Below are 26,290 nucleotides of genomic sequence, written 5' to 3'. Positions count from 1 at the left end.
CCGCAACCCTGAGCCAGATTGCCTCCAGCGATCTGGCTCAATTGCCTGGCAAGGCCACTTCATCCCTTTCTTTGGCAGCTCCACGGCGTCCTCCCTCCCCGACAGTCTTGCTATAGTCCCGCCATTCCCCACCGCAACCCGGAGTGTCGCTGTGACTGACTACCAAGCGTTCAAGGTCGAACTGATTCACCACATCGCCCACGTGCAGATCAATCGCCCGGAAAAGTACAACGCCATGAACGCGGCGTTCTGGAGCGAAATCGTCGAGATCTTCCAGTGGATCGATGAATCCGACGCGGTGCGCGTGGTGGTGATCAGTGGTGCAGGCAAGCATTTCTCCGCAGGCATCGACCTGATGCTGCTGGCTTCGGTGGCCAACGAGCTGGGCAAGGACGTCGGCCGCAACGCACGCTTGCTGCGCCGGACCATCCTGCGCATGCAGGCGTCGTTCAATGCCGTGGACAACTGCCGCAAGCCGGTGCTGGCGGCGATTCAGGGCTATTGCATCGGCGGCGCCATCGACCTGGTCTCGGCCTGTGACATGCGCTACTGCAGCAGCGATGCGCAGTTCTCGATCAAGGAGGTCGACATGGGCATGGCCGCCGACGTCGGCACCCTGCAGCGCCTGCCACGAATCATCGGCGACGGCATCATGCGCGAGCTGGCCTACACCGGGCGCAATGTCGCGGCTGACGAAGCCCTGCGCATCGGCCTGGTCAACCGGGTGTTCGACACGATTGAGGCGCTGCTTGACGGAGTCTTTGCCATTGCCGCTGAAATTGCGGGAAAATCACCGCTTGCCGTGGCCGGCACCAAGCACATGATCAGCTACATGCGCGATCACCGCATCGACGATGGCCTGGAGTACATCGCCACCTGGAACGCCGCCATGCTGCAATCCACCGATCTGCGGGTAGCGGTTGCCGCCCACATGAGCAAACAGAAACCCGAGTTCGCCGACTGACGCCCGGCGGCGAACCCCCGCAAGGAACCGCACGATGTCAGCGCGCTGGATCACCGCAGTACTGGATACGAACATCAGCGGCGGTTGGGCAGTAGCCCGCTGCAGCGAAGGGTTCCTGGTCGATGATAACGGCGCGCTGTTCCCGCGCGACTGGCTCAAGCGCCAGGAGCTGGACGTGCTGTGCGAGCACGGTATCGGCCATTTCGATGGCCAGCCGGTGTTCCTGCTCGAATTGCGCAGCCCGCAGGCGGTGCAGGGCTGCAGCTGGCGGGGGTTGCGCCAGTTCATGCTTGAAGGCGACTTCGATACCTACAAGGTCCTCGGCTACGCCGCGCAGATCGGCACCTGGGCCCGCGAGCACCGTTTCTGCGGCAGCTGCGGCCAACCCATGGCGCAGATCCACTGGGAGCGGGCCATGTACTGCGCGCCCTGCGAGCTGCGCAGCTACCCACGCATCTCGCCGAGCATGATCGTGCTGGTCACCCGTGGCGATGAAGTCCTCCTGGCCCGTTCTCCGCGCTTTGTCACCGGCGTGTACAGCACCTTGGCCGGCTTTGCCGAGCCGGGCGAGTCGGCTGAGGATTGCCTGGTGCGCGAGGTGCGCGAAGAGGTGGCGATCGAGGTGCAGAACATCCAGTACGTCGGTAGCCAGTGCTGGCCGTTCCCGCACTCGATGATGCTCGGCTTTCATGCCGAGTACGCCGGCGGCGAGATCATCATGCAGGCGGACGAGATCGAGGACGCCCAGTGGTTCCGGGTCGACGCGCTGCCGCCGTTGCCGGCGGGGCGCTCGATTGCCCGTTACCTGATCGACCTGTACGTGGCGCGGCGCTTGGGGTTGCAGGAGCCGGTACTGCTCAGCTGACACAAGCTGACAGGGAAAGTATTCCCTCTAGGTGCCTGGACCCTATCAGAAGAAACTGCCCGACTTTACTAACCAGCCGGGAAAGATCGTCGTGGAGTTGAATCCAGCAGCCAGCAGCTACAGTCATTCTGTTGACCTTCAGGCAGAGTCGCCGGGCGCTTATGAACTACGCGAGCAGCTGGAGCAGGCTTGCGTGGCGTTGGGCGAGGGTAGAGGTTCACGTCCCGAGGCCTATCAAAATCTATTGGCGTTTCTGGCGGCAAGTATCAGCGAAACGCAAATGTCGTCAGAGCAGCAGACGCTGGCTGAGCAGATACTGCATCAGGCAGGGCTCTCTGGCACTGACGCCAACCCCTTCGAACTGCTACCCCGACTTCTGCCCCGTAACGTGTCGGCACCTGCGCAGGAGGGGGCGCCTGAACATCAGCTTGGGGTGGCGGTATTTGAGGACAGCGATCTGGGGGCGTGCGTGTATTTCGATCGTACCGGCGGCGCGGACGCGTTCTCGGGTGCAGATGCCCTGTTGGAGAGCTTCCCCTGGGAGCTTGAAGTCCGCCCATCGCCACCGGGTAATCCATTCAGCGCACTGCTTGATATCCCGGTCCAGCGCCTGGAGCGGCGCAATGCGGTAATTATTGAAAGTGGCCGCCTTCTGCTGGGCCCTGATGAGGGGTGGGGAGCGATTGAGCGAAAAGGCCAGGACAACATGCTTGCTGAGCTGACGCAGCTTGCGCAGGCTTTCAGAATGGACGAGCGACAACTCAAGGCCGCTGTGCCGGAGTTTCTGCTTGATGCACAAAGCGAGTGGCAAGGGTTCTTCAGAGAGGAGCATCCCACGCGTTTTCGCGAGCATGACGCAGTCTTCAACGAACGCTTTGAAGACCTTGAAGCAGCCCAGCCCCATCTGGAGGACGGGCTGTACCGCTTTTATATCGAGCAGTTGAGCTGTGACAAGGCCAAAGACGAGATCGACGTGTTCAAACAGTTGGTGATCGATCATTTCGCCGGTGTCGAAATTACCCGCCTTTGATCCAGCGCCTGCCTATTGCATTCAATGGGCGGGCGCAGGGCTTACACCTGCCCGAACCAATGCTGCCACGCTAGACGCACGGTCAACGCCAGCACCACGGTGATGAACACCGGGCGGATGAACTTGCTGCCGCCGCTGATGGCGGTGCGCGCACCGAAAAATGCGCCGACCATCAGCGCCGAGCCCATCGACAGGCCCACCAGCCAGTCGACCTGGCCGGAGAAAATGAACACCGACAGGGCCGCGGCGTTGCTGACGAAGTTCATGCTGCGCGCCACGCCGCTGGCCTTGACCAGGTCGATGGGGTAGAGCAGCAGGGTGCTGACGGTCCAGAACGCCCCGGTACCGGGACCGGCCACGCCGTCATAGAAGCCCAGGGTGAAGCCCTGGGGGATCTGCCACTTCTTTTTCACCGGCGCGTCGGCGTCCAGCGGCGCCTTGGGCGTGCCGCCGAACAGCAGGTACACGCCACAAAGGAAGACGATCACCGGCAACATCTTGTTCAGCCACTCGGCCGGCAGGTAATGGGCCACCACCGCGCCGATCAAGGCGCCGACAAAGGTGCCGACCAGGGCGTGACGCCACTGCGCCGGGTGAAACAGTTTGCGCCGGTAGTAGGTGAAACCGGCGGTGGCCGAGCCGAAGGTCGAGCTGAGCTTGTTGGTGCCCAGCACCAGGTGCGGTGGCATGCCGGCGGTGAGCAGGGCGGGGGTGGTGAGCAGGCCGCCGCCTCCGGCAATGGCATCGATGAAGCCGGCAACGAAAGCGACGGCGGCAAGAATCGCGAGGGTGGTGAGGTCTACGCTGAGTTCGAAAGGCATGGCGTGGGCTTAATCGACTGGGCGCAGAAGGGCTGCGCCGAAGGGTCGATATGGTAATGGAGATCGAGGCCGTCTGTCAGGGCCTCATCGCGGGGCAAGCCCGCTCCTACAGGTAGGAGCGGGCTTGCCCCGCGATGCTTTCATCAGGACAAAAACCCACCATCCACATTCAACGCCACGCCGGTGGTATAGCTCGACGCGTCACTGGCCAGGTACAGCACCGCCCCGGCCATCTCCTTCGGATCGGCCACGCGCTTGAGCGGTATCTGCTGCAGGGCGGTGTTGAGGATCGCGTCGTTGTTGACCAGCGCCGAGGCGAACTTGGTGTCGGTCAGGCCCGGCAACAGGGCGTTGCAGCGGATGCCGAACGGCGCGCACTCCTTGGCGAACACCTTGGTCATGTTGATCACCGCTGCCTTGGTCACCGAGTAGATGCCCTGGAAGATCCCCGGCGATACGCCGTTGATCGAGGCGACGTTGATGATGCTGCCGCCGCCGTTGTCGCGCATCAGCTTGCCGGCTTCCACCGACATGAAGAAGTAGCCGCGGATATTGACGTCGACAGTCTTCTGGAAGGCGCCAAGGTCGGTGTCCAGCACGTTGCAGAACTGCGGGTTGGTGGCGGCGTTGTTGACCAAAATGTCCAGGCGCCCGAATTGTTCGCGAATGCCGGCGAAAACCTGACTGATCTGCTCCATCTCGCCGATATGGCAGGCAACCGCAGTGGCCTTGCCGCCGGCGGCAATGATCGCATCGGCGACCTGCTGGCAGCCCTCGAGCTTGCGGCTGGAGACGATCACATGGGCGCCTTGCTGGGCCAGCAGGTGGGCGATGGCTTCGCCGATGCCGCGACTGGCGCCGGAAACGAAGGCGACTTTACCGTCGAGGTCGAACAGGTGGGTCTTGGACATGGTCTTTTCCTTGTTGTAGTCGTCAGAGGCTGGACGTGGCGATGACCTGCAGGCTCATGTGCTCCAGCAGCCTGTTCATGTGAATGAACTGGGCGAAGCGCTTGTCCTGGGTCTGGCCGTGGAAGAACCGGTAGTAGATCTGCTGGACGATGCCGGCCAGGCGGAACAGGCCGTAGGTGTAGTAGAAGTCATAGTTGTCGATTTTGATGCCGGCGCGTTCAGCGTAGTAGTCGACAAACTGCTGGCGGGTCAGCATGCCCGGGGCATTGCTCGGCTGGCGGCGCATCAGTTGCACCGGCGCCGGGTCGTCGGCTTGAATCCAGTAGGCCAGGGTGTTGCCCAGGTCCATCAGCGGGTCGCCGAGGGTGGTCATTTCCCAGTCGAGCACACCGATGATGCGCATGGGGTTGTCGGCATCGAGGATGACGTTGTCGAAGCGATAGTCGTTGTGCACGATCGCAGGCTTGGGGTGATCGGCGGGCATCTTCTCGCGCAGCCAGGCGATGACCTTTTCCCAGCGTGGCGCATCCGCGGTCAGGGCTTTTTCGTAGCGGCTGGCCCAGCCCTCGATCTGGCGTTGCACATAGCCTTCGGGTTTACCCAGGTCGCCCAGGCCGCAGGCGTTGTAGTCCACCTGGTGCAGTTCGACCATGCGCTCGATGAAGCTCTTGCACAGCGCCTCGGTACGCTGCGCATCCAGGCCCAGCTCCGGCGGCAGGTCCGAGCGCAGGATAATGCCCTTGACCCGGTCCATGACGTAGAACTCACCGCCGATCAGCGCCTCGTCGGTGCAGTGCACGTAAGCCTTGGGGCAGTAGGGGAAACCGCTGTTGAGCTGGTTGAGGATGCGAAACTCGCGGCCCATGTCATGGGCAGATTTGGCCTTGTGGCCAAACGGTGGCCGACGCAGCACGAACTCGCGCCCGGGGTACTGCACCAGGTAGGTCAGGTTCGAGGCGCCGCCGGGGAACTGGCTGATGCTCGGTGAGCCGCTCAGGCCCGGGATGTGCGCCTTCAGATAAGGGTCGATCACCGCAGCGTCGAGTTCTTCGCCGGGGCGGACCTGGGTGGACTGGTCGGTGAGCGTCATGCGTTTCCCTTATGATCAAAGCCAGAGATTATTGGCCAATCTAATTCCTGCGGCGGATGCTCACAAGCACACCCGGGCGTTATAGGTGAGCGTGTTGCAGCGCAATCAGCAGGCTTGATCGGCTGAGCTCGCTGCGGGTTCGCCACCCAGTGCATATATAACTACATCCTTCTCCCCGCGTGTCTTTGCTTGACTGCTGCCTCACGCCATCCATGAGGCAGCGACAATGACCAACGACGCACTGATGCTATTCAAGGCCCACGACCGTTACTTCAAACAGCAGATCCCCACTTGGCTGAGCCACGCCAGTACCCATGCCATCAAAGAGCTGCACCAACGTCAATTACCCCCTGCCCAGGTTGCCGTCGATACCGCGCCGCAGCTGCGCCAGGCCTTGCGTGACAGCCTGCGGCGCAGCCAGGTGTCCAATGCTGGCGCCGCCAGGATTCTGGGCAAGCTCAAGGGTATCAGCGAGTTCGCCGAGCCGCTGCTGCGAGCCGAACTGAAGACACGTTTCTCGCTGGATATCAGCGTGACCGCCAATGAGCTGGTGCACATGCGCCATGATGCCTCCTGGCGCGAAGATCGCCTGGCCTCGGTGCTGATTTCACGGCAACCGCTGCTGCAAGCGGCCTTGCAGAACTTCAGCGCAGGCGACGTCGAGATCTTTCGCAGCGATGCCTACAGTGCGGTGACGGCGTCCGGGGCCTTGCAGCCTTTTCCTCAGACGGTTGACCCTGACCGGCGCGCGCATCAATCCATTCGCTACGCCAGCACATTGTCGATCAGCCCCCATCAATTCGCGACAATGTGCCGGGAGCTGGATATCGGTCAACAGTACCAGGACCATCTTCAGTCGATTCTCGACGCCCCGGACACCCGCGACGCCGTGCGACGGGCGCTGGTCTCGGCAGCCAGGGACCGATGTGAAAGCAACGTTCACGCGGCGCGTATTGCCGGGCACATCAGCGAGCCGGCCTATCGCATGCTCAAACAGTTGCTCAGGCAGTCGGCAAGCGGCCCAGCGTCCCGGACCTTGAGAGTCGACAAGGTGTATGAGCGTGGCAGCAGCGCGTTCGACGGCTCGCGCTGCTATCTGCTCAACCTGTTCGGTAGCACCCTGGGCGGCGGCTTTCTGTTGCTCGGCCCGGATCCTGCTGGCCAGCAGTTGCCAGTGGTGGTGGTGATGCCGGGCGATGCCAGGCCTGTGCAGGAGTATGACTCTTATGCAGACTTTTACCGCAGCCTGAAGGAGCGCTTGCAGGACCCGGACTTTCAGCGCTTTTTCAGTCGATTCGTTGGGCGGCGCGGGCAATCCAGCGTGTTCAGTCAGTTGACCTCACTCAGCAACTGGCAAGCGCAAAAGCCCAAGGTCCAGGTAGTGCGAGGCGAGTGTTTCGACTACCTGCACACCGCGATGTTGGCCAGGGCCAGGGATGACGCCAGAACCCTGGCGGTGCCGACCGCTGATGTCGACCGCGAAGCCTGGCTGCAGGAATTGGACCATTACCTGGGGTTGGGCTTGAGCATGCTCAACGTTGCCGCCTTCTTTGTACCGGGCCTGGGGGAAGTGATGATGGTGGCCCTGGGCGCACAGTTGCTCGGCGACCTGTTCCATGGCCTGCAAGCCTGGGAGGCCAATGACAAGGAACAGGCAATCACCTATTTGCAATCCTTCGGTATCAATCTGGCCCTTACCGCCGGGCTGGGTGTAGCGGGCGGTGCCGTGGGCGCAGCGTTGAGTCAGCCCTTGGCGATCGACGCACTGGAAGTCGTCGAGCTGCCGGGTGGCGAGGTCCGCTTGTGGCGGCCAGATCTTGGCCCGTACCAGCACAGTGCAGACGTGCTGGAGGGACGCTTCGCGGATGCGCAGGGCATTTATCGGGTCGCTGACAGGCGCTACATCCGCATCGAGGGCAAGCCATTCGAGATCACCCAGGATTCGAACCTGGGCAAATGGCGTATCGAGCATCCTGACGATCCCCAGGCCTACCGGCCTGTGCTTGAGCATAACGGGCAGGGCGCCTGGCATCATTCGCTGGAGCGTGTGGACAGCTGGTCACGCCAGACGCTGGTGCGCAGATTGGGGCAGGATTTCGAAGGCTGGCCCGACGCGACGCTTGAGCGCATGGCCGACATCAGCGGCGTCAGTGATGCTGAACTGCGTCGGGCTTATAGTGATGATCAACCTACCCCGGCAGCGTTGCTCGATACACTGCAACGGTTTGAGTACGATCGCCTGATCACCTCGCAGATCGACAACGTCAGGACGGGGCAGGGGTTGCAAGCAGGGTTTGACCTCCCCGTATCATTGCTGCCGGAGCTGGCACAGTGGCCGATGGGTAAATCCATAGAACTGTATTTAAGTGCCGAGCTGTGGGGGGCACGCATGGTGCATGGCAGTCCGCAGCCAGGCGTGGAGCCCATCAAGCTATCGCGCAGTGATTTGGTGTCGGGTCGCTTGGCCGGCAAAGTGGTTGAAGGCTTGAGCCTGGCGGAGCGTCGCCTCTGGTTTGGCAACGACTACCTGGCGCGAGACATTGAAACTGAGCTCGGCCAGCAACTGGCTGAGCAGATGGTTGCGTCAAGGTCGCGGATGTTCGATAGCCTGTACGCAGACCGGGCAACGGTTGACGATAAGCTGCAACTGGCCCTGCAGCGCGATTTCCAGGGCTTGTCGCGGCCGCTCGCCAAAGCCTTGGCCGAGGCTGCCAGTGAAGTTGAGCGTAATCGTTGGCAGGCCACGGGGCGGGTGCCGCTGACGCTTGCCAAACGGGCCCGCGAGGCTTCGCGCCAGGTACGCCTGTCGCGCGCCTGCGAAGGCCTGGAGGTAAGCTACCTGGCCAATGACGACACCTACCGGCTAGCCCTTCATTTGTTGCCGGAACTACCCGGCTGGAGCGACACGGTTCATGTGAGTGTTCGCAGCGCCAGTGTTTCCGGCACCGAGCTCGACAGCATCGGCAGCGCTGGCGCGACGTCGGGTAAAACGCTGGTCAAAACCGCCCGGGGATGGCGCGCTTTCGACGAAGGCAACGAGGCGCTGGGCGGGCTCAACAGCGCAGACCACGGCTTCTTCACCAGCCTGCTGCAGGCATTGCCAGACAGTGAACGCGTGGCGCTTGGCGTGAATATCGGCGACAGCGACTCCCTGCGCCACGCCCTGCTGACACAGGCAGCACGCCAGCCTGCCAAGGCACGGCTGGCGCTGGGCATGGCGGTGGACCATGGCGGCTTCAGGCCTCCTCTGCCCGTAGGCGCCGGGCGCCGTGGTTACCCGTTGGGCGGTGTGATCGGGCGCTTGTTGCCCCGCACGTATGAGCAGCGCCTCAGAAGCCTGTTTCCAGACTATACCGATGGGCAGTTGCGCAATCTTTTGCATAACGCGAGTGTGCAGGGCGAAAACCTGGAAAATCTGATCAGCGATCTGGAGCGGGAGCTTGAGACCGAACGACAAGGCTTGTCAGCCTGGGTAGAGCAAGGGGCTTCGGCCACTGCCCGCGAACGGCGCAGGCAACTGGCGCTGCAGTTGCTGGATGTCTGGCAGCAGCGTAGAAGGGCGCCGCTGGAGGACAGCGAGTACCTGGTGGACGGGGCATCGGGCTACATACTGACACTAAACTCCCCCGAGGTTGATGCGCTGCCGCCGCTGGCGAGCGCAAACGACCAGATCCTGGAGCTCGAGCTGCACAGCATGACGGCCATCACCGAATTGCCCGCAGATTTCCTGCGCGCCTTTCCCAACCTGCGCCGGTTGAGCCTGCGTTACACGCCGATCACTGAAATCCCGGAGTACTTGGGGCAATTGAGCCATTTACGGGTACTGGATTTCACCCGCACCGAAGTAGGTTTAGCCAACCTTTCACGCCTGAGCGGGCTGCGACGCTTGCGGCACCTGGACCTGGAGCACGTCTCGCCGGGACCGGTCACCTTGACTGCCGAGCAACTTGCCCCCTTGGGGCAGCTGTACCAGTTGCGCTTCTTGTCACTGATGGAGAACGAGGCCAGCTTCGGCCCGGGTGTGTTTGCCGAGTTGGCCGAGCTCGAGGACCTGCGCGCGTTGTACCTGAACCGCAATCGCATCACGCTGACCGAGGCCGATGTCAGTGAACTGGCGGGCATGTCCGCCTTGCGTGAACTGTCCATGGGGATGAACCCGCTGATGCGCGCCCCGGACATCCGTCAGATGCAGGCGTTGCGGCTCCTGGCGTTGCCGGACGCGCAGATCACCACCTGGCCGGTAGGGCTTGAAACCACCTCACGCATGGAAGTTCGGCTCGAAGGCAACGCCATCACCGAGGTGCCCGTTGGCGCCGGGCTGATGCCGGGACTGTCGTTCGGTTTTCAGGGCATGAGTGAGGCGCTGACTACCCGGTTGATTCGTGAGCGCATGCAAGTGCAAGCCAACCCGGGCGCGGACGTACGTATCGAGGAGGTGCTGGATGAGGGCGCGGACGGTGACCTCAGTGCCTATCACCAGCTGACTGAAGAGCAGGCGCAAACCGCGCGGGAGCTGTTCAGCCTGCCCGAGTCGTGCTCCTTCAGGCGCCTGCTGTCCCGGTTGCTGAGAAACAGGCAAGTGGCGGAGGCTCAGGCCGTGCAGTTGATCGAGGCGGCAGCGGCGGACCCTGAAGGGCTGGGCAGGCAACTGTTTGCTCAGGCCGTTGATGCCGATACCTGTGAAGACCGCGACATCGTGGTGTTCAGTGATATCCAGGGGCTTCGGGAGGCAGACCAGGCACTCGGCCAGGTTGCGCTTGCACAGGGTGACGAGGCCAGTCGCCAACTGCTTGATCTTGGGATCAGCCGTTGGCGCCTTGAGCGCCTGCGTACCTATGTGGCGGAGCAGATCCGCGGCTGGCAGGCCGATCCGCAGTTCGTGCATTTCATCGATGCCATAGAAGTGGAACTGTATTTCCGGATTCACCTGGCTGAACGCCTGGGCTTGCGTAATCAGCCGAGAGAGATGGTACATGGGCATACGGTGTTGTGGGTTACCAGTGACATGCTGGACGAGGCGGAGCGGGTTATCCGCCAGGACCAGGGTGGCTTGCTGGTGCAATGGATGACCCGGGAAGTTTACTGGCAGGTTTACCTCAAGCGTGTGTACAGCGCACGCTATGAGGCGCTACAGGTTGAACTGGCCGAAGTATTCGACCCTGCGATCGATTTCATGGAGGACCTGCAACGGCTACGGGGGACGCAAGCGGACCTGGCAACGCCGCTGCCCGCGGTACAGGGTGAGACGGCTAGTCAACTGGCCTTGGCATTTGGGGTCGCACACAGCGAGCTGCCGCAGTTGGCTTATGATGAGTCCGTATGGAATCAGGCTTACAGGACACTGCAGGATGCCAGGGAGGCAAAGGAGAATGAGCTTCCAGGGATCCTGACAAAAGAGGAAATTGGGCGCAGTCTCTGGCCGTTACTTATCGGCCGTTGAAACAGCAAAAAAAACCGAAGCCCAGGCTTCGGTTTTTTTATTGCTGCAAGCCGATCAGGCCGGGAACAGCTCGCTCAGTTTCATCGACAGCATCATGTCGCCTTCAACGCGCAGCTTGCCGCCCATGAAAGCCTGCATGCCGTCGGTGTCGCCGCTGACGATACCTTTGAGGGTTTCGCTGTCCAGCACCAGGGTGCAGTTGGCGTCGGCGTTTTCGCCTTCCTGGATTTCGCAGGTGCCATCCTTGACGATGAGGGCGTAGTGCTTGTCTTCGTCAGTGATGTTGAAACCGAAAACCAGGTCCAGGCCGGCGGCAGCGGCTGGGTTGAATTTGGCTTTCATCGCTTCGACGGCTTTTGCTACATCGCTCATGGTGTGTTCCTTATTAAGTGATTTGCGTGACGGTTGAGGTCACAACGAGCCGGGGTTCATCGGTAGGTGATGAGCTCCGGCGCCTTCAACAGCTGCACATGCGCCTGGCTGTTGAAGGAAGCCAGGGCCACCTCGCGGCCACGAAACTTCAATTGGCTGAGCGAGGTGTTGATGATCTGCCAGTTCAGCTCGAAAGCCTGGCCGGCAGTGATACGGGTCACCAGGTGGAGCAGGGCGGCGATGGTGCCGCCCGAGGTAAAAATGGCAATGTTGTCGCCGTTGCCGGCCTGCTGCAACACCCGCTGCAGGCCGCCGTCGACACGCTGGACAAACCCCTGCCAGCTCTCGGCGCCTTCGCAGGCATGTTCGCCAGCGTGCCAGCGCTGTACCAGCAAGGCGAACAGGCGCTGGAATTCGTTGCGGTTCTGGGTGGCGTTGCGCAGCACATGCAAGGCTTCGGGCTCGTCCGGCAGCAGGCCGGGCAGCAGGCCGCGGATCACGCCATCGGCGTCGAATTCGTTGAAGGCGTTGTCGGTTTCCAGCGCAGCTACTTCACAGCCGGCGTTGTGCATGACGGCCAAGGCCAGGCGCGCGGTATCCTGCTGGCGGCGCAGGTCGCCGGCCAGGCAGCGGTCCAGGCGCAGGCCCAGTTGCGCCAAGTGCTCGCCGAGGGCCTCGCTCTGGCGCATGCCCACGGGCGAGAGGACATCATAGTCGTCTGCACCAAATGAAGCCTGGCCATGTCGAATCAGGTAGATACTGCCCACGTCGTCCGCCTGCACTTAAGGATGAGCCGAGGTTAGGTTGCCACTGTCGGGCTGTCAACGAAAAAACATACAAGCGTTTGAAAAGAGCGTTTGAACTGCATTGCCGAAGATTTCCTACGCTGGCAGGGTCAAGGCCGCCTCGGTATGCTTGACTATCGGTTCGCGCCGTACGGGCGCCGGCATGTTAAGGAGTTACTGTGGAGTTTCTTGCAGAGTACGCAAGCTTTCTCGCCAAGACCGCGACCCTGGTGATCGCGATTCTGATTGTCCTCTCGGCGATTGCCGGTTTGCGCGGCAAGGGCCGGCGCAAGGGCGGCGGGCAGTTGCAGGTCAACAAGCTCAACGAGTTCTACAAGGACTTGCGCGAGCGCCTGGAAAGCAGCCTGCTGGACAAGGCCCAGCTCAAGGCCCTGCGCAAGCAGCAGGCCAAGGCCGAAAAACAGCAGAAGAAAAAGCCTGAAGAAAAAAGCCGGGTGTTCGTCCTCGACTTTGATGGCGACATCAAGGCCTCGGCCACCGAGAGCCTGCGCCATGAAATCAGCGCCGTCCTGAGCCTGGCCACGGCCCAGGACGAGGTGGTGCTGCGCCTGGAAAGCGGCGGCGGCATGGTTCACAGCTATGGCCTGGCGGCCTCGCAACTGGCGCGTATCCGCCAGGCTGGCGTGCCGTTGACGGTGTGCATCGACAAGGTCGCCGCCAGTGGTGGTTACATGATGGCCTGCATCGGTGACAAGATCGTCAGTGCGCCGTTTGCCATCCTCGGCTCGATCGGCGTGGTGGCGCAGCTGCCCAATGTCAACCGCCTGCTGAAAAAGCACGATGTCGACTTCGAGGTATTCACTGCCGGGGAATACAAGCGCACCGTGACCGTGTTTGGCGAGAACACCGAGAAGGGCCGGGAGAAGTTCCAGGAAGACCTGGACGTCACCCACCAGTTGTTCAAGGATTTTGTCTCGCGCTATCGCCCGCAGTTGCACATTGATGATGTGGCTACCGGTGAAGTCTGGCTCGGCGTTGCGGCGCTGAACAAGCAACTGGTCGACCAGTTGATGACCAGCGATGAGTACCTGAGCCAGCGCGCCCGTGAGGCCAACCTCTATCACCTGCACTTTGCCGAACGCAAAAGCCTGCAGGAGCGCGTCGGCCTGGCGGCCAGTGGTTCGCTCGAGCACCTGGCGGTCAAGCTCTGGAGCCGTCTCAGTGGGCGTCTTTGGTAACCGGCAACCCCCGCGGCGCGCAATGCGCAAGCATTAATTAGCACCCAGGTGGTGCTGCCGGCAGGTCTCCTAGGCGTTCAAGCCAACAGGAGACTTGCCATGACCACCCCCCCTCCAGTATCTGTTCCCGGCCTGCATGGCCCCTTCATCTTGCAACGCCTGCCCGCCTGGATCAGGCATGCCAGGCCCGACAACTTCGACCAGATGGGTGCTCACCTGCTGCCGGAACAGCACGGTCGCGACCAGGGCGACTGGTTTACGGCCGTCAGCGAGGTTGAAAAAAAGCTATTGGCCGATTACCAGATGCGCAGCCGCCGTTCCGGGCAACGCCTGGCCCGTGAGCTGAAGGACTTCAAGGGCATTGGCGCGTTTTGCGAACCCTTGCTCAAGGCCCGCCTCAAGGCTGACCTCGGTGCCGAGCCTGATATCGACAACGATGAGTTCGTGCGTATCGAGCGCGAATCGGTGTTGCTGGAGTCAATGCTCAAGACCATCCCGCGCCGCCAGCGCCTGATGCAGGCCGCGTTGCAGAACTTTGCCGCCGACAGCGAGTTTGAAGACGGTACCGCACTGGCCCCCAAGGATGCGTTCTTCCTTGAACTGGTGCCGGGTAGCGAGCAGGGCTACCCGCGCTTTCGCTATCGCTACTCGCAAAAGCTCGATATCGCTCCCCAGGCATTTGCCCACTTGTGCCATGACCTGGATCTGGGTGGGCAGTACCAGCGCCACCTGAACGAGGTGTTCGAGCATCCGCGCAGCAGCGCCAGGCGCCGTACCCTGGCCATCGAACTGTACAAGGACCTGCTGCGGGTCCGTCTGCAGGTCGCTTTTCTCAAACAGCAGATCAGCGAGCAGGCTCGCGCGGTGCTGCTGGAGCTGGTCCAGGGCGCGCAGGCACCACGCTGGGGTGGCAAGCCGGTGCGCTGCAGTCAGCTGAGCATGTTTGGCGTGCCGTTGTCCGAGGTGCTGGTGATCGGGCCCGAGCGTGACGACACTGGCGTCGAACCCGTGATCCTTTACCTGCCAGGGGCGCCCGACGCGCCGCTCAAGGAGTACCCGTCGGTGCGCGCGGCCAGGGACGACCTCAAGGTCAGATTACGCCAACCCGCTTACCAGGCACTGCTGCGCAGCTATGTGCCGCACTCGTCGCAAGAACATGTGCTGTCGCGGCTGCAGGATACTTTGTACCACCTGGTCAATGATGGCGATGGCCTGTACTGGCGGCGGCCGAACCCGGGCGCCAACCTGCATGTGCGCGAGACGTTTATCGACCAGGAGCTGTTTGGCTATTTGCAGGATCGCCATGTGCAGAAGATCAAGGATGACGCCCGCGCCCTGGCGGTGCCGAGTGCCGACGCCGACGACCAGGCCTGGCGCGCCCGTCTCGCTTACTGGGAGTCGATCGGTTTCAACCTGCTCAATGCCGCCGCGTTCTTTGTTCCTTCGCTCGGTGTGGTGATGGCTGCAGTGGCTGCGGCGCAACTGATCGGCGAGGTGGTAGAAGGGGCCCACGCCTGGGAGGCTGGCGATCTGGACGAAGCCTGGGCGCACCTCAAATCGGTCGGCCTCAACATCGCCGTCGTCGCCGGGTTGGGCGTCGCCGGCAGGGCGCTCGAGCCGGTCGCGGCCAGCGAGGTGTTCAATGGCCTGGTCAAGGTCAGGTTGCCAGACGGTCAGCAGCGGTTATGGCAGCCTGCGCTGGGCGATTACGCCCGTGCAGTGGACCTGGAGGGGATCGAAGCTGATGCCAAAGGTCATTACCTGGCAGATGGAAAGCGCTACATCCGCCTGGGTAGCGACAGCTTTGAGGTTGCCCAGGCAGGCGACGGCCAGTGGCAGGTCTTGCATCCATCTGACCCAACGGCCTACCGGCCCTTGCTCGATCACAACAACGAGGGTGCCTGGCTGGCCCATGGCGAGCAGCCGTTGAGCTGGAGCCGTTTGCAGTTGCTGCGCCGACTAGGGCACGCCACCGAGGGGCTCAGTGACGTCGATTTGCTCCAGGCGGGCGATATCAGTGGTATCGGTGATGATACCTTGCGCGCGGTCCATGCTGGCCAGCGGGCACTGCCACCGCTGCTGGCCGATACCCTGCAGCGTTTGCGCCTGGATCGCCAGCTCGATACCTGGATCGGCAAGCTGCGCAGCGGCTCGCCAGGAGGTATTGGCCACGGATTCAGTGCGGTACTGGCGACAGAGCTGCCAGGCTGGCTGAGCCTGCCGATCGAGGTATTTCGAGGCGCCGGGTTATCGGGCGATTCAGTTATCTACGGCCTCGATCGGTGGCCCGATACCGAGACGTTCAAGGTGTTGATGAGTGAGCTGCACGACAACCGCTTGCCGGAAGTGATTCTGCAGCGTCTGGATGAGCAGGCCATCAAGCGCCTGGTGGGTGTCCATGTGCCGCGAAGCGAACGATTGCAGGTGCTGCGCGACGCCTTGGCGACCCGTGCTGAACAACGGCGCGTGGCCATTTTCGACAGTATCTATGCCACCCCTGGCCAGCAGGCCAGCGCTGAAGCGCGCCTGCTGCAGCGAAGCTTCCCCTCGCTGCCACTACACGCCGCCGAAGAGCTGGTTGGCCATGCGACCCCGGCTGAGCGGGAGCAAATGCGCCAAGTACTTGCCCGGGTTCCCCTGCGCCTGGCTGAAGAAGCCCGGCTGTACCAGCGCCAGGTTCGCCTGAACCGCGCCATGGAAGGGATGTTCGAACCCAGGCTGGCGAGCCTGGACAGTGACCGGCTGATGGTCCGTCTGCTGGAACACTTGCCCGGCTGGAGCGGCCAGGTGCGCCTGCAGGTGCATGAAGGCACGTCTGATGGCCAGTTGCTTATGGCCGCTGGAGAGCCTGACGCAACACTGAAGACCTTGCTGCGCAAAGACGGCCGTTACAGCGCCTATGATGCCGAAGGTAACGAGTTGACGGTCAACGACGATATGGCCGGCGCACTGCTCAAGGCCCTGCCTGACAGTGAGCGCCAGGCGCTGGGGCTGCAGCTTTACCAGCCCATGCGCCTGCGTACGCAATTGACGGCACTGGCGAGCGGTGACCGGCTTCGGGCCGCGAAACTAATCGGCCAGCAACCTGTACGCCCCTGGCTGCGTACGCCCATGCGCCTGGCCGATGGCCGTATCGGCTATCCGCTCAGCGGTCGCGGTGCTGGCGACCGCCGTTTCGACAGTGGCTTGCTCAATCAGCTGCGCAGCCTCTACCCGATCATGGAGCCGGAGCAGGCTGAACGCTTCCTTGAAGAGCTGGGGCTGACCGATGCCGAAAGGCTCGAAGCACTGGAGCGTCGTCGCAGTGAATACAGGCAGTTGACCGATACCTTGAATCAGTGGGTCGAGCGTGGGCAATACACGGATGCAGGCAACGATCGCATCCAAGTTGTCCATGAACGGGTGCTGCGCCAGGTTGCCGAGAAAATCAAGAAAGCCTGGCGCCGGGAAACGGCCCGCGTCCGCTCCGCCGACGGGCGCTTTGTCGGCTACCGCCTGGACCTGGGCGGCCTGCGCCTGGGGGCGTTGCCGGTAGTGTCCGCAGACTTCAGTCACATCGCCGACCTGAGCCTCACGCTCATGGATCTGCAGGCGGTGCCGGCAGGCTTCCTGCGAGCTTTCAGCAGACTGCGCTGGCTCGACCTCAGAGGTAATCGACTGACCGGGCTTGACGACGCCATCGGCGAGCTGCAAGGGGTGACCCGACTGGACCTGCGCGATAACCGCGTGCTGATGAACGAGACGACAACGGCGGTGCTCGGGCGACTCACGCAATTGAAACTCCTGTATCTGGATAACAATCCGCTTGGCCGGCCACCTGCTGTCGGAACATTGCGGGAGCTGATCAATCTGTCCTTGAAAAACACCGGCATCCGCACCTGGCCTGAAGGCGTGCTCGAGCTTGAGAGGCTGGCCGTGCTGGATCTGCGCGACAACCTGATCACCCGTATACCCGACGCGGTACTGGCGCCGAGGGCAGGCGCGCAGCGGGTTCAGCGGATCAATGGCATCACCACCCTGCATGGCAATCCTCTGGACGCCTTCAGCCTTGGGCAGCTGGAGGCTTACCGCCAGCGCACGGGGGTGACGCTGGGGGTGTTGGAGACGGTACGCGAACCCCATGTCGACGCACCTTCATCAACAGCTCAGGCTTCGGCCCTCTGGCTGACTGGCGCCGACGCTGCCAGGGCGGCGCAGATAAAAGGTTACTGGCAAGCCTTGTCTGAGGATCCGGGCAGTGGCGAGTTTTTCCGTTTGCTCAACGATCTGCGCGGCACGGCCGATTTTCGCCGTGACTACGCGGGGTTGCGCGAGCGCGTCTGGGGGATGCTCACGGCCGCCCACGACTATGACCGGGTGCGCCAGAAACTGTTCGCCTTCGTCGATCGCCTGGATACCTGCGCCGACGGCGTCATACTCGTGTTCAGCCAGATGGAGGTGCTGGTGTTGGTGGAGCGGGCGAAGGAGGCCGGCACTGTAGTGGGTGCCGAGTATGCCCTGATCGATCTGGCCCGTGGCTTGAGCCGCCTGGATACGGTGGAGGCAATTGCCTTGCGTGATATTGCTGCCCGACGTGCGGCAGGGCTCAGGGTTGACGACGTCGAAGTGCGCCTGGCTTACCGTGTAGGGCTGGCTGAGCGTCTGGGGTTGCCAGGTCAGGCAAAAGGCATGCTGTTCGAACACATGGCCAATGTCACCGCAGCGCAACTGGACAGCGCCGCAACCGAGGTGCTGGAGGGGGAGACGCCGGAATCCTTGAAGGCGGGTATTTCGGGGCGGGACTTCTGGATCGACTTTCTCAAAATGCGCTATGCGGCGCGTTTCGATGAGGCCAACAAGCCTTACTTTGCCCGGCTGGAAGCACTGGACGCCGACAAGCAGACGATGAGCGACCAGGCGTACCGCACACGCTCGGAAACCATTGGGCAACGGCGCACGTTGGACGAGCAGCGCTTGATCGAGACGCTGACGACGGATATCTGGAATAGCGTGCCGGATCAGGTTACCCGTTTGTAACCCTGTTGGCAGTGCAACTGGCGCCCGTACCGAGTGAGGCACGGGCGCCGTTTTGCATCAGCGACGACGGAACAGCGGTTGCGGTTCGTCAGTGGCGGCCTGGTAGGTCACCGAAAAGTCCTGCAGGCTTTGCAGCGCTTCGACCGGGTCCTTGTCGGCACGCAGGGCAAAGGCGTCGAAGCCGCAACGCTTCATGTAGAACAACTGGTCACGCAGTACGTCGCCAATGGCGCGCAGCTCGCCGGTGAACTTGTAGCGGTCACGCAACAGACGCGCATTGGAGTAGTTGCGCCCGTCGGTGAAGGCCGGGAAGTTCAGGGCAATGACCTGGAACTGGTTGGCGACTTCGCCGATCTCTTCTGCTTCTTCATCGGCGTCCAGCCACACGCCCAGGCCGCCGTCGCGGGCCATGAGCATATGGCCGTGTTCACGCCACAGCTGCAGTGGAACAATGTAGTCGTCGCAGTTGGTCACTTCGTCGATGCTGAAGTCCTTGGGCAGCAGGTGCCAGGTTTCGTCGACGATCTGATTGTTCTTAATGATTCGCTGCATAGACGCGTTCCTTGAATGGGTCGATGCCAATACGTTGGTAGGTGTCGATGAAGCGCTCGTCTTCGGTACGTTTTTCAACGTAGACGTCGATCAGCTTCTCGATCACATCCGGCATGTCGTCCTGGGCAAAGGAAGGGCCGAGGATCTTGCCCAGGCTGGCGTCGCGGCTGGCGCTGCCACCCAGGGAGACCTGGTAGAACTCTTCGCCTTTCTTGTCCACCCCGAGGATGCCGATATGGCCGACGTGGTGGTGACCACAGGCGTTCATGCAACCGGAGATGTTCAGGTCCAGCTCACCGATGTCGAACAGGTAGTCGAGGTCGTCGAAACGGCGCTGGATGGATTCGGCGATCGGGATCGACTTGGCGTTGGCCAGGGAGCAGAAGTCACCGCCCGGGCAGCAGATGATGTCGGTCAGCAGGCCGATGTTCGGCGTGGCGAAGCCGTTTTCGCGCAGCTCCAGCCACAAGGCGTGCAACTGGCGCTGCTCGACGTCGGCGAGGATGATGTTCTGCTCGTGGGAGGTGCGCAGCTGGCCGAAGCTGTAGCGCTCGGCGAGGTCGGCGACGGCATCCAGTTGCTTGTCGGTCAGGTCGCCCGGGGCCACGCCGGTGGGCTTGAGCGACAGGGTCACGGCCACGTAGCCGGGCTTTTTATGCGCCAGCACGTTGCGCGTGCGCCAGCGGGCAAAGCCTGGGTGCTGTTGTTCGAGTTCGCTGAAGTCGAGGTTGTCCAGCGCCTTGTAGTCTGGGTCGACGAAGTGCTTGGCCACACGGTGCACTTCGGCTTCGGTCAGGGTGCTGCTGCCGCCGCGCAGGTGGACCATCTCGGCCTCGACCTTCTCGGCAAACACTTCAGGGGTGAGCGCCTTGACCAGTATCTTGATCCGGGCCTTGTACTTGTTGTCGCGACGGCCGTAGCGGTTGTACACGCGCAGGATCGCGTCCAGGTAGCTGAGCAGGTCCTGCCAGGGCAGGAACTCGTTGATGAAGGCGCCGACCACCGGGGTACGGCCCAGGCCGCCACCGACCAGTACGCGGAAACCCAGTTCGCCGGCTGCGTTGTACACCGGCTCCAGGCCGATATCGTGCACTTCGATGGCCGCGCGGTCGCTGCTCGAGCCGTTGATGGCGATCTTGAACTTGCGCGGCAGGTAGGCGAATTCGGGGTGGAAGGTGGTCCACTGGCGAACGATCTCGCACCACGGGCGCGGGTCGATCACTTCATCGGCAGCGACACCGGCGAACTGGTCGGTGGTGACGTTGCGCAGGCAGTTGCCGCTGGTCTGGATCGCGTGCATCTGCACGGTGGCAAGCTCGGCCAGAATCTCCGGGATGTCTTCCAGGGCAGGCCAGTTGTATTGCACGTTCTGCCGGGTACTGATGTGGGCGTAGCCCTTGTCGTAGTCGCGCGCGATCTTCGCCAGCATCCGTGTCTGACGCGACGTCAGCTGGCCATAAGGCACGGCGACCCGCAACATCGGGGCAAAACGTTGAATATAGAGGCCATTTTGCAGGCGCAGGGGGCGGAACTCTTCTTCGCTCAGTTCACCGGCCAGGTAGCGGCGGGTCTGATCTCGGAACTGCTTGACGCGGTCCTCGATGATCCGCTGATCGTACTCGTCGTATACGTACATAGGGGTCCTGTTCTCAAGCTGCTTGCAGCTAATCGCGCGCACGGCCGCGCACTCCGATGCGGAGCCGAAGAAAGATAGCAGTTTGCGTTTATGCGCAAAAGTGAAGTTTTTGCATATGAAAAGAACCATTTGGACTAAGTGAGACTGACTGGCGTTTAGCCAATGTGCCACTACGGGCGGTTATAATCGGTGGTTTGAATAGCGGGAGCGTTAACGCATGCTCAAGGCCTTGTGCCAAAGCCTTTGCCTGAGCCTGCCAGTGGTGGCTGGCGCACAGGCGGCTTCAGTGGTGTTTCTCAATCCGGGCTATTCCAACGAGACCTTCTGGGTCAGTTATTCGCGTTTCATGCAGGCCGCCGCCGACGACCTGGGCATGCAGCTGAGTATCCAGTACAGCGAACGCCGGCCGGAGCTGGCGCTGACCCAGGCCCGGGAAGTGCTCGAAGGTCAGCGGCGCCCGGACTACCTGGTGCTGGTCAACGAGCAGTACATCGCCCCGGAGATCATCCGACTGTCCCGTGACAGCGGGGTCAAACTGTTTCTAGTCAATAACGGCCTGACCCCGAACCAGGCCGAACTGATCGACAGCCACCCGGACAAATACCCGCCGTTGCTCGGCACCCTGGTGGGCAACGACGAGCAGGCTGGCTACCAGATGCTCAAGCAATTGATCGCCCTGCGCGCGCAGCCGGGCCTGACCCGGCCGCTGGAACTGCTGGCGTTTTCCGGGCTCAAGACCACCCCGGCCTCGCAATTGCGCGAGCAGGGTATGCGCCGCGCCCTGGCCGAGCACCCTGAAGTGCGCCTGCGCCAGGTGGTGTATGGCGGCTGGGGCAGGGAGCGCGCCTATGAGCAGGCCAAGCAATTGATACAGCGCTACCCGAAGATCGAGCTGGTGTGGTCGGCCAATGACGAGATGGCCTTTGGTGCCATGCAGGCGGTTGTCGAGGCTGGACATGTGCCGGGCAAGGACGTGCTGTTCAGTGCCGTCAACAGTTCGTCGGCGGCGCTGCAGGCGCGCATTGACGGGCGCCTGAGCGTGCTCATGGGCGGGCACTTTTCCCTGGGCGGCTGGGCCATGGTGTTACTGCACGATGATGCGTTGAAACTGCCAATTGATCGGGACGGGCGCCGTGAACATCAGGTGCCGGTGTTGCAAATGATCGACCCGCTGCGAGCGCGGCGCTGGCTGAACCTGCAGGAGCAGGCCGACTACGGCCTGGATTTCAACCGTTTTAGCGCCCAAGGGCACCCGGGCGACTACCGTTATCCGTTCCTCAAGGCCCCCGTCGAATATTGAAATGCCCCTGCTTGAGCAATGGCCATTGCTGGACTTAACTGCAACGGGTTACATGCATTCCCATAACCACTACAAGAGGCGATGCAATGGGAAATTCGACCAAAGCGGGTAAGCCTGACAGCAGTGTCGATGCCTGGGCGATACTCTGTCTGATCATCCTGGTGGTGGTGACCGCCGTGTATTGGGTCAGCCACCAGTGACATCACGCGATGGGTAACAGTGAACCGCCCGCAGAAGGGATATCTGCGGGCGGACTGCTGTTTAGCGGGCGGTAAGGTGCATGGCCAGTTGCACCAGCCCGATCAGTACCAGAATGAAAATCAAGGTGAACACGGTGCCCAGCGCAATAAAGTGGCTGGCCTTGCCGTGGTTGAAGTCGCGGGCGCGGTTCTTGCCGCTTTGCACCCCGAACGCCGCCGCCAGGATGCTTTGCAGCATCTGCCAGAAGGTCGGGGGTTTGCCTTGGGCGGGTTCGTCCATGAGGGGCTCCTTGTAGAAGGCATCCCCATGAGTGTAGACCGCATCGCGGGGCAAGCCCGCTCCCACTGTAGGAGCGGGCTTGCCCCGCGATCACTCAGTTGTCATAGCCGAGGTTAGGCGCCAACCAGCGCTCACTCACGCTCAGGTCCTGACCTTTACGCGCCGTGTAGCTCTGCACCTGGTCCTTGTCGACCTTGCCCACGGCAAAGTACTGCGCCTGCGGGTGAGCGAAGTACCAGCCGCTGACCGCCGCCGCCGGGAACATGGCGAAGTGATCGGTGAGGAACACGCCGCTGGGGCCGGTTTCGCCGATGGCGGTGCCGTCGAGCAGGCGGAACAGGGTTTCCTTCTCGGTGTGGTCCGGGCAGGCCGGGTAGCCCGGGGCAGGGCGGATACCCGCGTACTGCTCCTTGATCAGCGCCTCGTTGTCCAGGTGCTCGTCCTTGGCATAACCCCAGTAGTTTTTCCGCACCTGTTCATGCAGCCACTCGGCGCAGGCCTCGGCCAGGCGGTCGGCGAGGGCCTTGACCATGATCGAGTTGTAGTCGTCGCCCTTGTCCTGGTAAGCCTTGGCCACTTCCTCGGCGCCGATGCCGGCGGTGGTGATGAAGCCACCGACGTAATCGGTGATGCCGGTCTCTTTTGGCGCAACGAAGTCGGCCAGGGAGAAGTTCGGCTTGTTGTCCGGCTTGATGGTCTGCTGGCGCAGGTGGTGCAGTTGTGCCAGCGGCTGGCCGTCGGCGCCATAGACTTCGATGTCGTCATGGTTGACCTGGTTGGCCGGCCAGAAACCGAACACCGCGCGGGCGCTGATCAGCTTCTCGTCGATCAGCTTGGCGAGCATTTCCTGGGCATCCTTGAACAGCGCGGTGGCCGCTTCGCCGACCACGTCGTCGGTGAGGATGCGCGGGTACTTGCCGGCCAGGTCCCAGGAGATGAAGAACGGCGTCCAGTCGATGTAGGCGGCCAGCACCTTGAGGTCGATGTCCTTCAGCACTTTGACGCCGGTGAAGCTCGGTACCACCGGCTGATAAGCGGCCCAGTCGTATTTCGGCTTGGCGGCAATCGACTGCTCGTAACTCAGGCGCTCGGTGCGGGCGCTGCGGTTGGCGGTGCGCTCGCGGACTTCAACGTAGTCCTGGCGGGTCTTTTCGACGAAGCCCGGCTTGAGCTCCTTGGACAGCAACTGGGTGGCGACCCCCACGGCACGCGAGGCGTCGGTGACGTAGATCACCGCGTCGTTGCTGTACTTGGGCTCGATCTTCACCGCCGTGTGCGCCTTGGAGGTGGTGGCGCCGCCGATCATCAGCGGCAGGTGGAAGTCCTGGCGCTGCATCTCACGGGCAACATGGACCATCTCGTCCAGCGACGGGGTGATCAGCCCGGACAGGCCGATGATGTCGCACTTCTGCTCGCGAGCAGTCTGCAAGATCTTCTCGGCCGGGACCATGACGCCGAGGTCGACGATGTCATAACCGTTGCAACCCAGCACCACGCCGACGATGTTTTTGCCGATGTCGTGCACGTCACCCTTGACCGTGGCCATGAGGATCTTGCCCTTGGCTTGGGGCTTGTCGCCTTTTTCCAGCTCGATGAACGGGATCAGGTGGGCCACCGCCTGCTTCATAACCCGCGCCGATTTGACCACCTGGGGCAGGAACATCTTGCCGGCGCCGAACAGGTCACCGACCACGTTCATGCCGCTCATCAGCGGGCCTTCAATCACCTCGATGGGGCGCGCGCACTGCTGGCGGCATTCTTCGGTGTCTTCGACGATAAAGGCAGTGATGCCTTTGACCAGCGCGTGTTCCAGGCGCTTGCCCACCGGCAGCGAGCGCCATTCTTCGTTCTCGACTTCCTTGACCGCGCCGCCGCCTTTGTAATCGTCGGCGATTGCCAGCAGGGCGTCGGTGCCGTGCGGGGTGCGGTTGAGCACCACGTCCTCGACCTTCTCGCGCAAGGTTGGCGGGATTTCGTCGTAGATCTCCAGCTGGCCGGCGTTGACGATACCCATGGTCAGGCCATTTTGGATCGCATGGTAGAGGAACACCGAGTGGATCGCCTCGCGCACCGGGTTGTTGCCACGGAACGAGAACGACACGTTGGATACCCCGCCCGAGGTCAGGGCGTAGGGCAGATGGTCGCGGATGTAGGCGCAGGCTTCGATGAAGTCGACGGCGTAGTTGTTGTGCTCCTCGATGCCGGTGGCGACGGCGAAGATGTTCGGGTCGAAGATGATGTCTTCCGGTGGGAAGCCCACTTCATTGACCAGGATGTCGTAGCTGCGCTGGCAGATCTCGCGTTTGCGCGCGGCGGTGTCGGCCTGGCCGACCTCGTCGAAGGCCATCACCACCACAGCGGCGCCGTAGCGCTTGCACAGCTTGGCGTGATGCTTGAAGGCCTCGACGCCTTCTTTCATCGAGATCGAGTTGACGATGCCCTTGCCCTGGATGCATTTGAGGCCCGCTTCGATCACCTCCCATTTGGAGGAGTCGATCATGATCGGTACGCGGGAGATGTCCGGCTCGCCGGCAATCAGGTTGAGGAACTTGACCATGGCTGCCTGGGAATCGAGCATCCCTTCGTCCATGTTGATGTCGATCACCTGGGCGCCAGCCTCGACCTGCTGCAGGGCGACTTCCAGGGCTTCGGTGTAGTTCTCTTCGCGGATCAGCCGGGCGAACTTGGCGGAACCGGTAATGTTGGTGCGCTCACCGACGTTGACGAACAACGAGTTGCGGTCGATGGTGAACGGCTCCAGGCCCGACAACCGGCACGCCTTGGGGATGTCCGGAATGGCCCGTGGCGGGTACTTGGCCACCGCTTCGGCAATTGCCTGGATATGCCCGGGGGTGGTGCCGCAGCAACCGCCAATGATGTTCAAAAAGCCGCTGGCGGCGAACTCTTCGACCACCACGGCCATCTCGGCCGGGGTTTCGTCGTACTCGCCGAAGGCGTTCGGCAGGCCGGCGTTGGGGTGCGCCGAGACATGCGTGCCGGCCTTGGTCGACAGCTCTTCGAGGTAGGGGCGCAGGTCCTTGGCGCCGAGGGCGCAGTTCAGGCCCACGGAGATCGGGTTGGCGTGGCGCACCGAGTTCCAGAAGGCTTCGGTGGTCTGCCCCGACAGGGTCCGGCCGGAGGCGTCGGTGATGGTCCCGGAGATCATGATCGGCAATTCGACGCCGTCCTCCTCGAACACCTGCTGCACGGCGAAGATCGCCGCCTTGGCGTTGAGGGTGTCGAAGATGGTTTCGATCAGGATCAGGTCGGCGCCGCCCTCGATCAGGCCACGGGTGGCCTCGATGTAGTTTGCTACCAACAGATCGAAGGTGACGTTGCGGTAGCCCGGGTCGTTGACGTCGGGGGAAATCGAGCAGGTGCGGCTGGTCGGGCCGAGTACGCCGGCAACGAAGCGTGGTTTGTCCGGGGTTTCGAGGGTCTTGGCGTCGGCCACCTGGCGGGCGATGCGCGCGCCTTCGAGGTTGAGCTCATAGGCCAGCGCTTCCACGCCGTAGTCGGCCTGGGAAATCTGCGTGGCGTTGAAGGTGTTGGTTTCGAGAATGTCGGCGCCGGCGTCCAGGTAGGCTTTCTCGATGGCAGCGATGACGTCGGGGCGCGACAGCAGCAACAGGTCGTTGTTGCCTTTGACATCGCTTGGCCAATCGGCGAAGCGCGTGCCACGATAGTCGTGTTCCTCGAGGCGGTAGCTTTGGATCATAGTACCCATGCCGCCATCGAGAATCAGGATGCGCTCTTTGAGTGCTTGCTGAAGTGCTTGGAAACGAGCGCTGCGGTCAGACATAGGACTACCTGGTCGGGCAAATACAAA

At 62.3% G+C, this 26,290-nt stretch carries 16 protein-coding genes; 7 read left to right on the top strand and 9 right to left on the bottom strand.

Annotated elements, in window-relative coordinates:
• Positions 1-151 precede the first annotated feature (151 nt).
• Genes NLX68_RS19485 through NLX68_RS19475 form a run of 3 tightly spaced genes read left to right on the top strand, consistent with a single transcriptional unit; the run spans position 152 to position 2,859 of the window.
• The gene (locus NLX68_RS19485) at positions 152-964 is read left to right on the top strand and encodes a crotonase/enoyl-CoA hydratase family protein (RefSeq protein ID WP_254285416.1); all 813 of its coding nucleotides are present in this window, start codon (positions 152-154) and stop codon (positions 962-964) included.
• A gap of 34 nt (positions 965-998) precedes the next feature.
• Positions 999-1,829, top strand: a complete 831-nt coding sequence (nudC, locus tag NLX68_RS19480) for an NAD(+) diphosphatase (RefSeq protein WP_254285415.1) — start codon at positions 999-1,001, stop codon at positions 1,827-1,829.
• A gap of 31 nt (positions 1,830-1,860) precedes the next feature.
• Positions 1,861-2,859 (top strand): hypothetical protein, encoded by a 999-nt coding sequence (locus NLX68_RS19475; RefSeq protein WP_254285414.1) that lies wholly within the window; start codon positions 1,861-1,863, stop codon positions 2,857-2,859.
• 41 nt (positions 2,860-2,900) lie between these two features.
• On the opposite strand, the gene NLX68_RS19470 is transcribed toward NLX68_RS19475, so the two are convergent.
• From NLX68_RS19470 to NLX68_RS19460, 3 genes are all read right to left on the bottom strand, one after another.
• On the bottom strand, positions 2,901-3,680 hold the full coding sequence (locus NLX68_RS19470; RefSeq protein ID WP_254285413.1) for a TSUP family transporter: 780 nt from the start codon (positions 3,678-3,680) through the stop codon (positions 2,901-2,903).
• A 143-nt stretch (positions 3,681-3,823) separates the two neighbouring features.
• On the bottom strand, positions 3,824-4,591 hold the full coding sequence (locus NLX68_RS19465; RefSeq protein WP_254285412.1) for an SDR family oxidoreductase: 768 nt from the start codon (positions 4,589-4,591) through the stop codon (positions 3,824-3,826).
• Positions 4,592-4,613: 22 nt separating this feature from the next.
• Positions 4,614-5,681: a phosphotransferase family protein gene (locus NLX68_RS19460; RefSeq protein ID WP_254285411.1), complete on the bottom strand. Its 1,068-nt coding sequence runs from the start codon at positions 5,679-5,681 to the stop codon at positions 4,614-4,616.
• Between the two features lie 226 nt (positions 5,682-5,907).
• On the opposite strand from NLX68_RS19460, the gene NLX68_RS19455 reads away from it, so the two are divergent.
• Complete coding sequence (locus NLX68_RS19455) at positions 5,908-11,121, top strand: DUF6543 domain-containing protein (protein ID WP_254285410.1); 5,214 nt, start codon at positions 5,908-5,910, stop codon at positions 11,119-11,121.
• Positions 11,122-11,175: 54 nt separating this feature from the next.
• Here the strand turns inward: NLX68_RS19455 and NLX68_RS19450 are convergent, their stop codons facing one another.
• Positions 11,176-11,493 (bottom strand): SCP2 sterol-binding domain-containing protein, encoded by a 318-nt coding sequence (locus NLX68_RS19450; RefSeq protein ID WP_028941938.1) that lies wholly within the window; start codon positions 11,491-11,493, stop codon positions 11,176-11,178.
• A gap of 56 nt (positions 11,494-11,549) precedes the next feature.
• Complete coding sequence (locus NLX68_RS19445; RefSeq protein WP_254285409.1) at positions 11,550-12,260, bottom strand: histidine phosphatase family protein; 711 nt, start codon at positions 12,258-12,260, stop codon at positions 11,550-11,552.
• Between the two features lie 197 nt (positions 12,261-12,457).
• Between NLX68_RS19445 and sohB the strand changes: the two genes are divergently transcribed.
• Both sohB and NLX68_RS19435 read left to right on the top strand, forming a co-directional pair.
• Complete coding sequence (gene sohB / locus NLX68_RS19440; protein WP_254285408.1) at positions 12,458-13,477, top strand: protease SohB; 1,020 nt, start codon at positions 12,458-12,460, stop codon at positions 13,475-13,477.
• Positions 13,478-13,576: 99 nt separating this feature from the next.
• Positions 13,577-18,493, top strand: a complete 4,917-nt coding sequence (locus tag NLX68_RS19435; protein WP_254285405.1) for a DUF6543 domain-containing protein — start codon at positions 13,577-13,579, stop codon at positions 18,491-18,493.
• A gap of 57 nt (positions 18,494-18,550) precedes the next feature.
• On the opposite strand, the gene NLX68_RS19430 is transcribed toward NLX68_RS19435, so the two are convergent.
• Both NLX68_RS19430 and NLX68_RS19425 read right to left on the bottom strand, forming a co-directional pair.
• Complete coding sequence (locus NLX68_RS19430; RefSeq protein WP_010223700.1) at positions 18,551-19,045, bottom strand: DUF934 domain-containing protein; 495 nt, start codon at positions 19,043-19,045, stop codon at positions 18,551-18,553.
• A complete protein-coding gene (locus NLX68_RS19425) occupies positions 19,029-20,681 on the bottom strand; it encodes a nitrite/sulfite reductase (RefSeq protein WP_254285402.1) in 1,653 nt (550 codons plus the stop codon). Before NLX68_RS19425 ends, NLX68_RS19430 begins: the two co-directional genes overlap by 17 nt.
• 217 nt (positions 20,682-20,898) lie before the next feature.
• Between NLX68_RS19425 and NLX68_RS19420 the strand changes: the two genes are divergently transcribed.
• Positions 20,899-21,981 carry an ABC transporter substrate-binding protein gene (locus NLX68_RS19420; RefSeq protein WP_036995183.1) on the top strand — a complete coding sequence of 361 codons (1,083 nt, stop codon included), beginning with the start codon at positions 20,899-20,901 and terminating at the stop codon, positions 21,979-21,981.
• 261 nt (positions 21,982-22,242) lie between these two features.
• On the opposite strand, the gene NLX68_RS19415 is transcribed toward NLX68_RS19420, so the two are convergent.
• Entirely contained in the window at positions 22,243-22,461 is a 219-nt protein-coding gene (locus NLX68_RS19415; protein ID WP_254285399.1) for a DUF2970 domain-containing protein, read from the bottom strand.
• A 94-nt stretch (positions 22,462-22,555) separates the two neighbouring features.
• A complete protein-coding gene (gene metH, locus NLX68_RS19410; RefSeq protein WP_254285397.1) occupies positions 22,556-26,263 on the bottom strand; it encodes a methionine synthase in 3,708 nt (1,235 codons plus the stop codon).
• Positions 26,264-26,290 lie beyond the last annotated feature (27 nt).

Source organism: Pseudomonas sp. SBB6 (assembly GCF_024213215.1).
GTDB lineage: Bacteria > Pseudomonadota > Gammaproteobacteria > Pseudomonadales > Pseudomonadaceae > Aquipseudomonas > Aquipseudomonas donghuensis.
Note: the sequence above shows the minus strand (reverse complement) of the source record. Positions and strands in the feature narration are given on the sequence as shown.

Coding starts and splice junctions, on each gene's coding strand:
- NLX68_RS19450 (WP_028941938.1), bottom strand. CDS start 11,493: ATGAGCGATGTAGCAAAAGCCGTCGAAGCGATGAAAGCCAAATTCAAC.
- NLX68_RS19460 (WP_254285411.1), bottom strand. CDS start 5,681: ATGACGCTCACCGACCAGTCCACCCAGGTCCGCCCCGGCGAAGAACTC.
- NLX68_RS19425 (WP_254285402.1), bottom strand. CDS start 20,681: ATGTACGTATACGACGAGTACGATCAGCGGATCATCGAGGACCGCGTC.
- NLX68_RS19420 (WP_036995183.1), top strand. CDS start 20,899: ATGCTCAAGGCCTTGTGCCAAAGCCTTTGCCTGAGCCTGCCAGTGGTG.
- NLX68_RS19465 (WP_254285412.1), bottom strand. CDS start 4,591: ATGTCCAAGACCCACCTGTTCGACCTCGACGGTAAAGTCGCCTTCGTT.
- NLX68_RS19470 (WP_254285413.1), bottom strand. CDS start 3,680: ATGCCTTTCGAACTCAGCGTAGACCTCACCACCCTCGCGATTCTTGCC.
- nudC (WP_254285415.1), top strand. CDS start 999: ATGTCAGCGCGCTGGATCACCGCAGTACTGGATACGAACATCAGCGGC.
- NLX68_RS19415 (WP_254285399.1), bottom strand. CDS start 22,461: ATGGACGAACCCGCCCAAGGCAAACCCCCGACCTTCTGGCAGATGCTG.
- metH (WP_254285397.1), bottom strand. CDS start 26,263: ATGTCTGACCGCAGCGCTCGTTTCCAAGCACTTCAGCAAGCACTCAAA.
- NLX68_RS19455 (WP_254285410.1), top strand. CDS start 5,908: ATGACCAACGACGCACTGATGCTATTCAAGGCCCACGACCGTTACTTC.
- NLX68_RS19430 (WP_010223700.1), bottom strand. CDS start 19,045: ATGCAGCGAATCATTAAGAACAATCAGATCGTCGACGAAACCTGGCAC.
- NLX68_RS19435 (WP_254285405.1), top strand. CDS start 13,577: ATGACCACCCCCCCTCCAGTATCTGTTCCCGGCCTGCATGGCCCCTTC.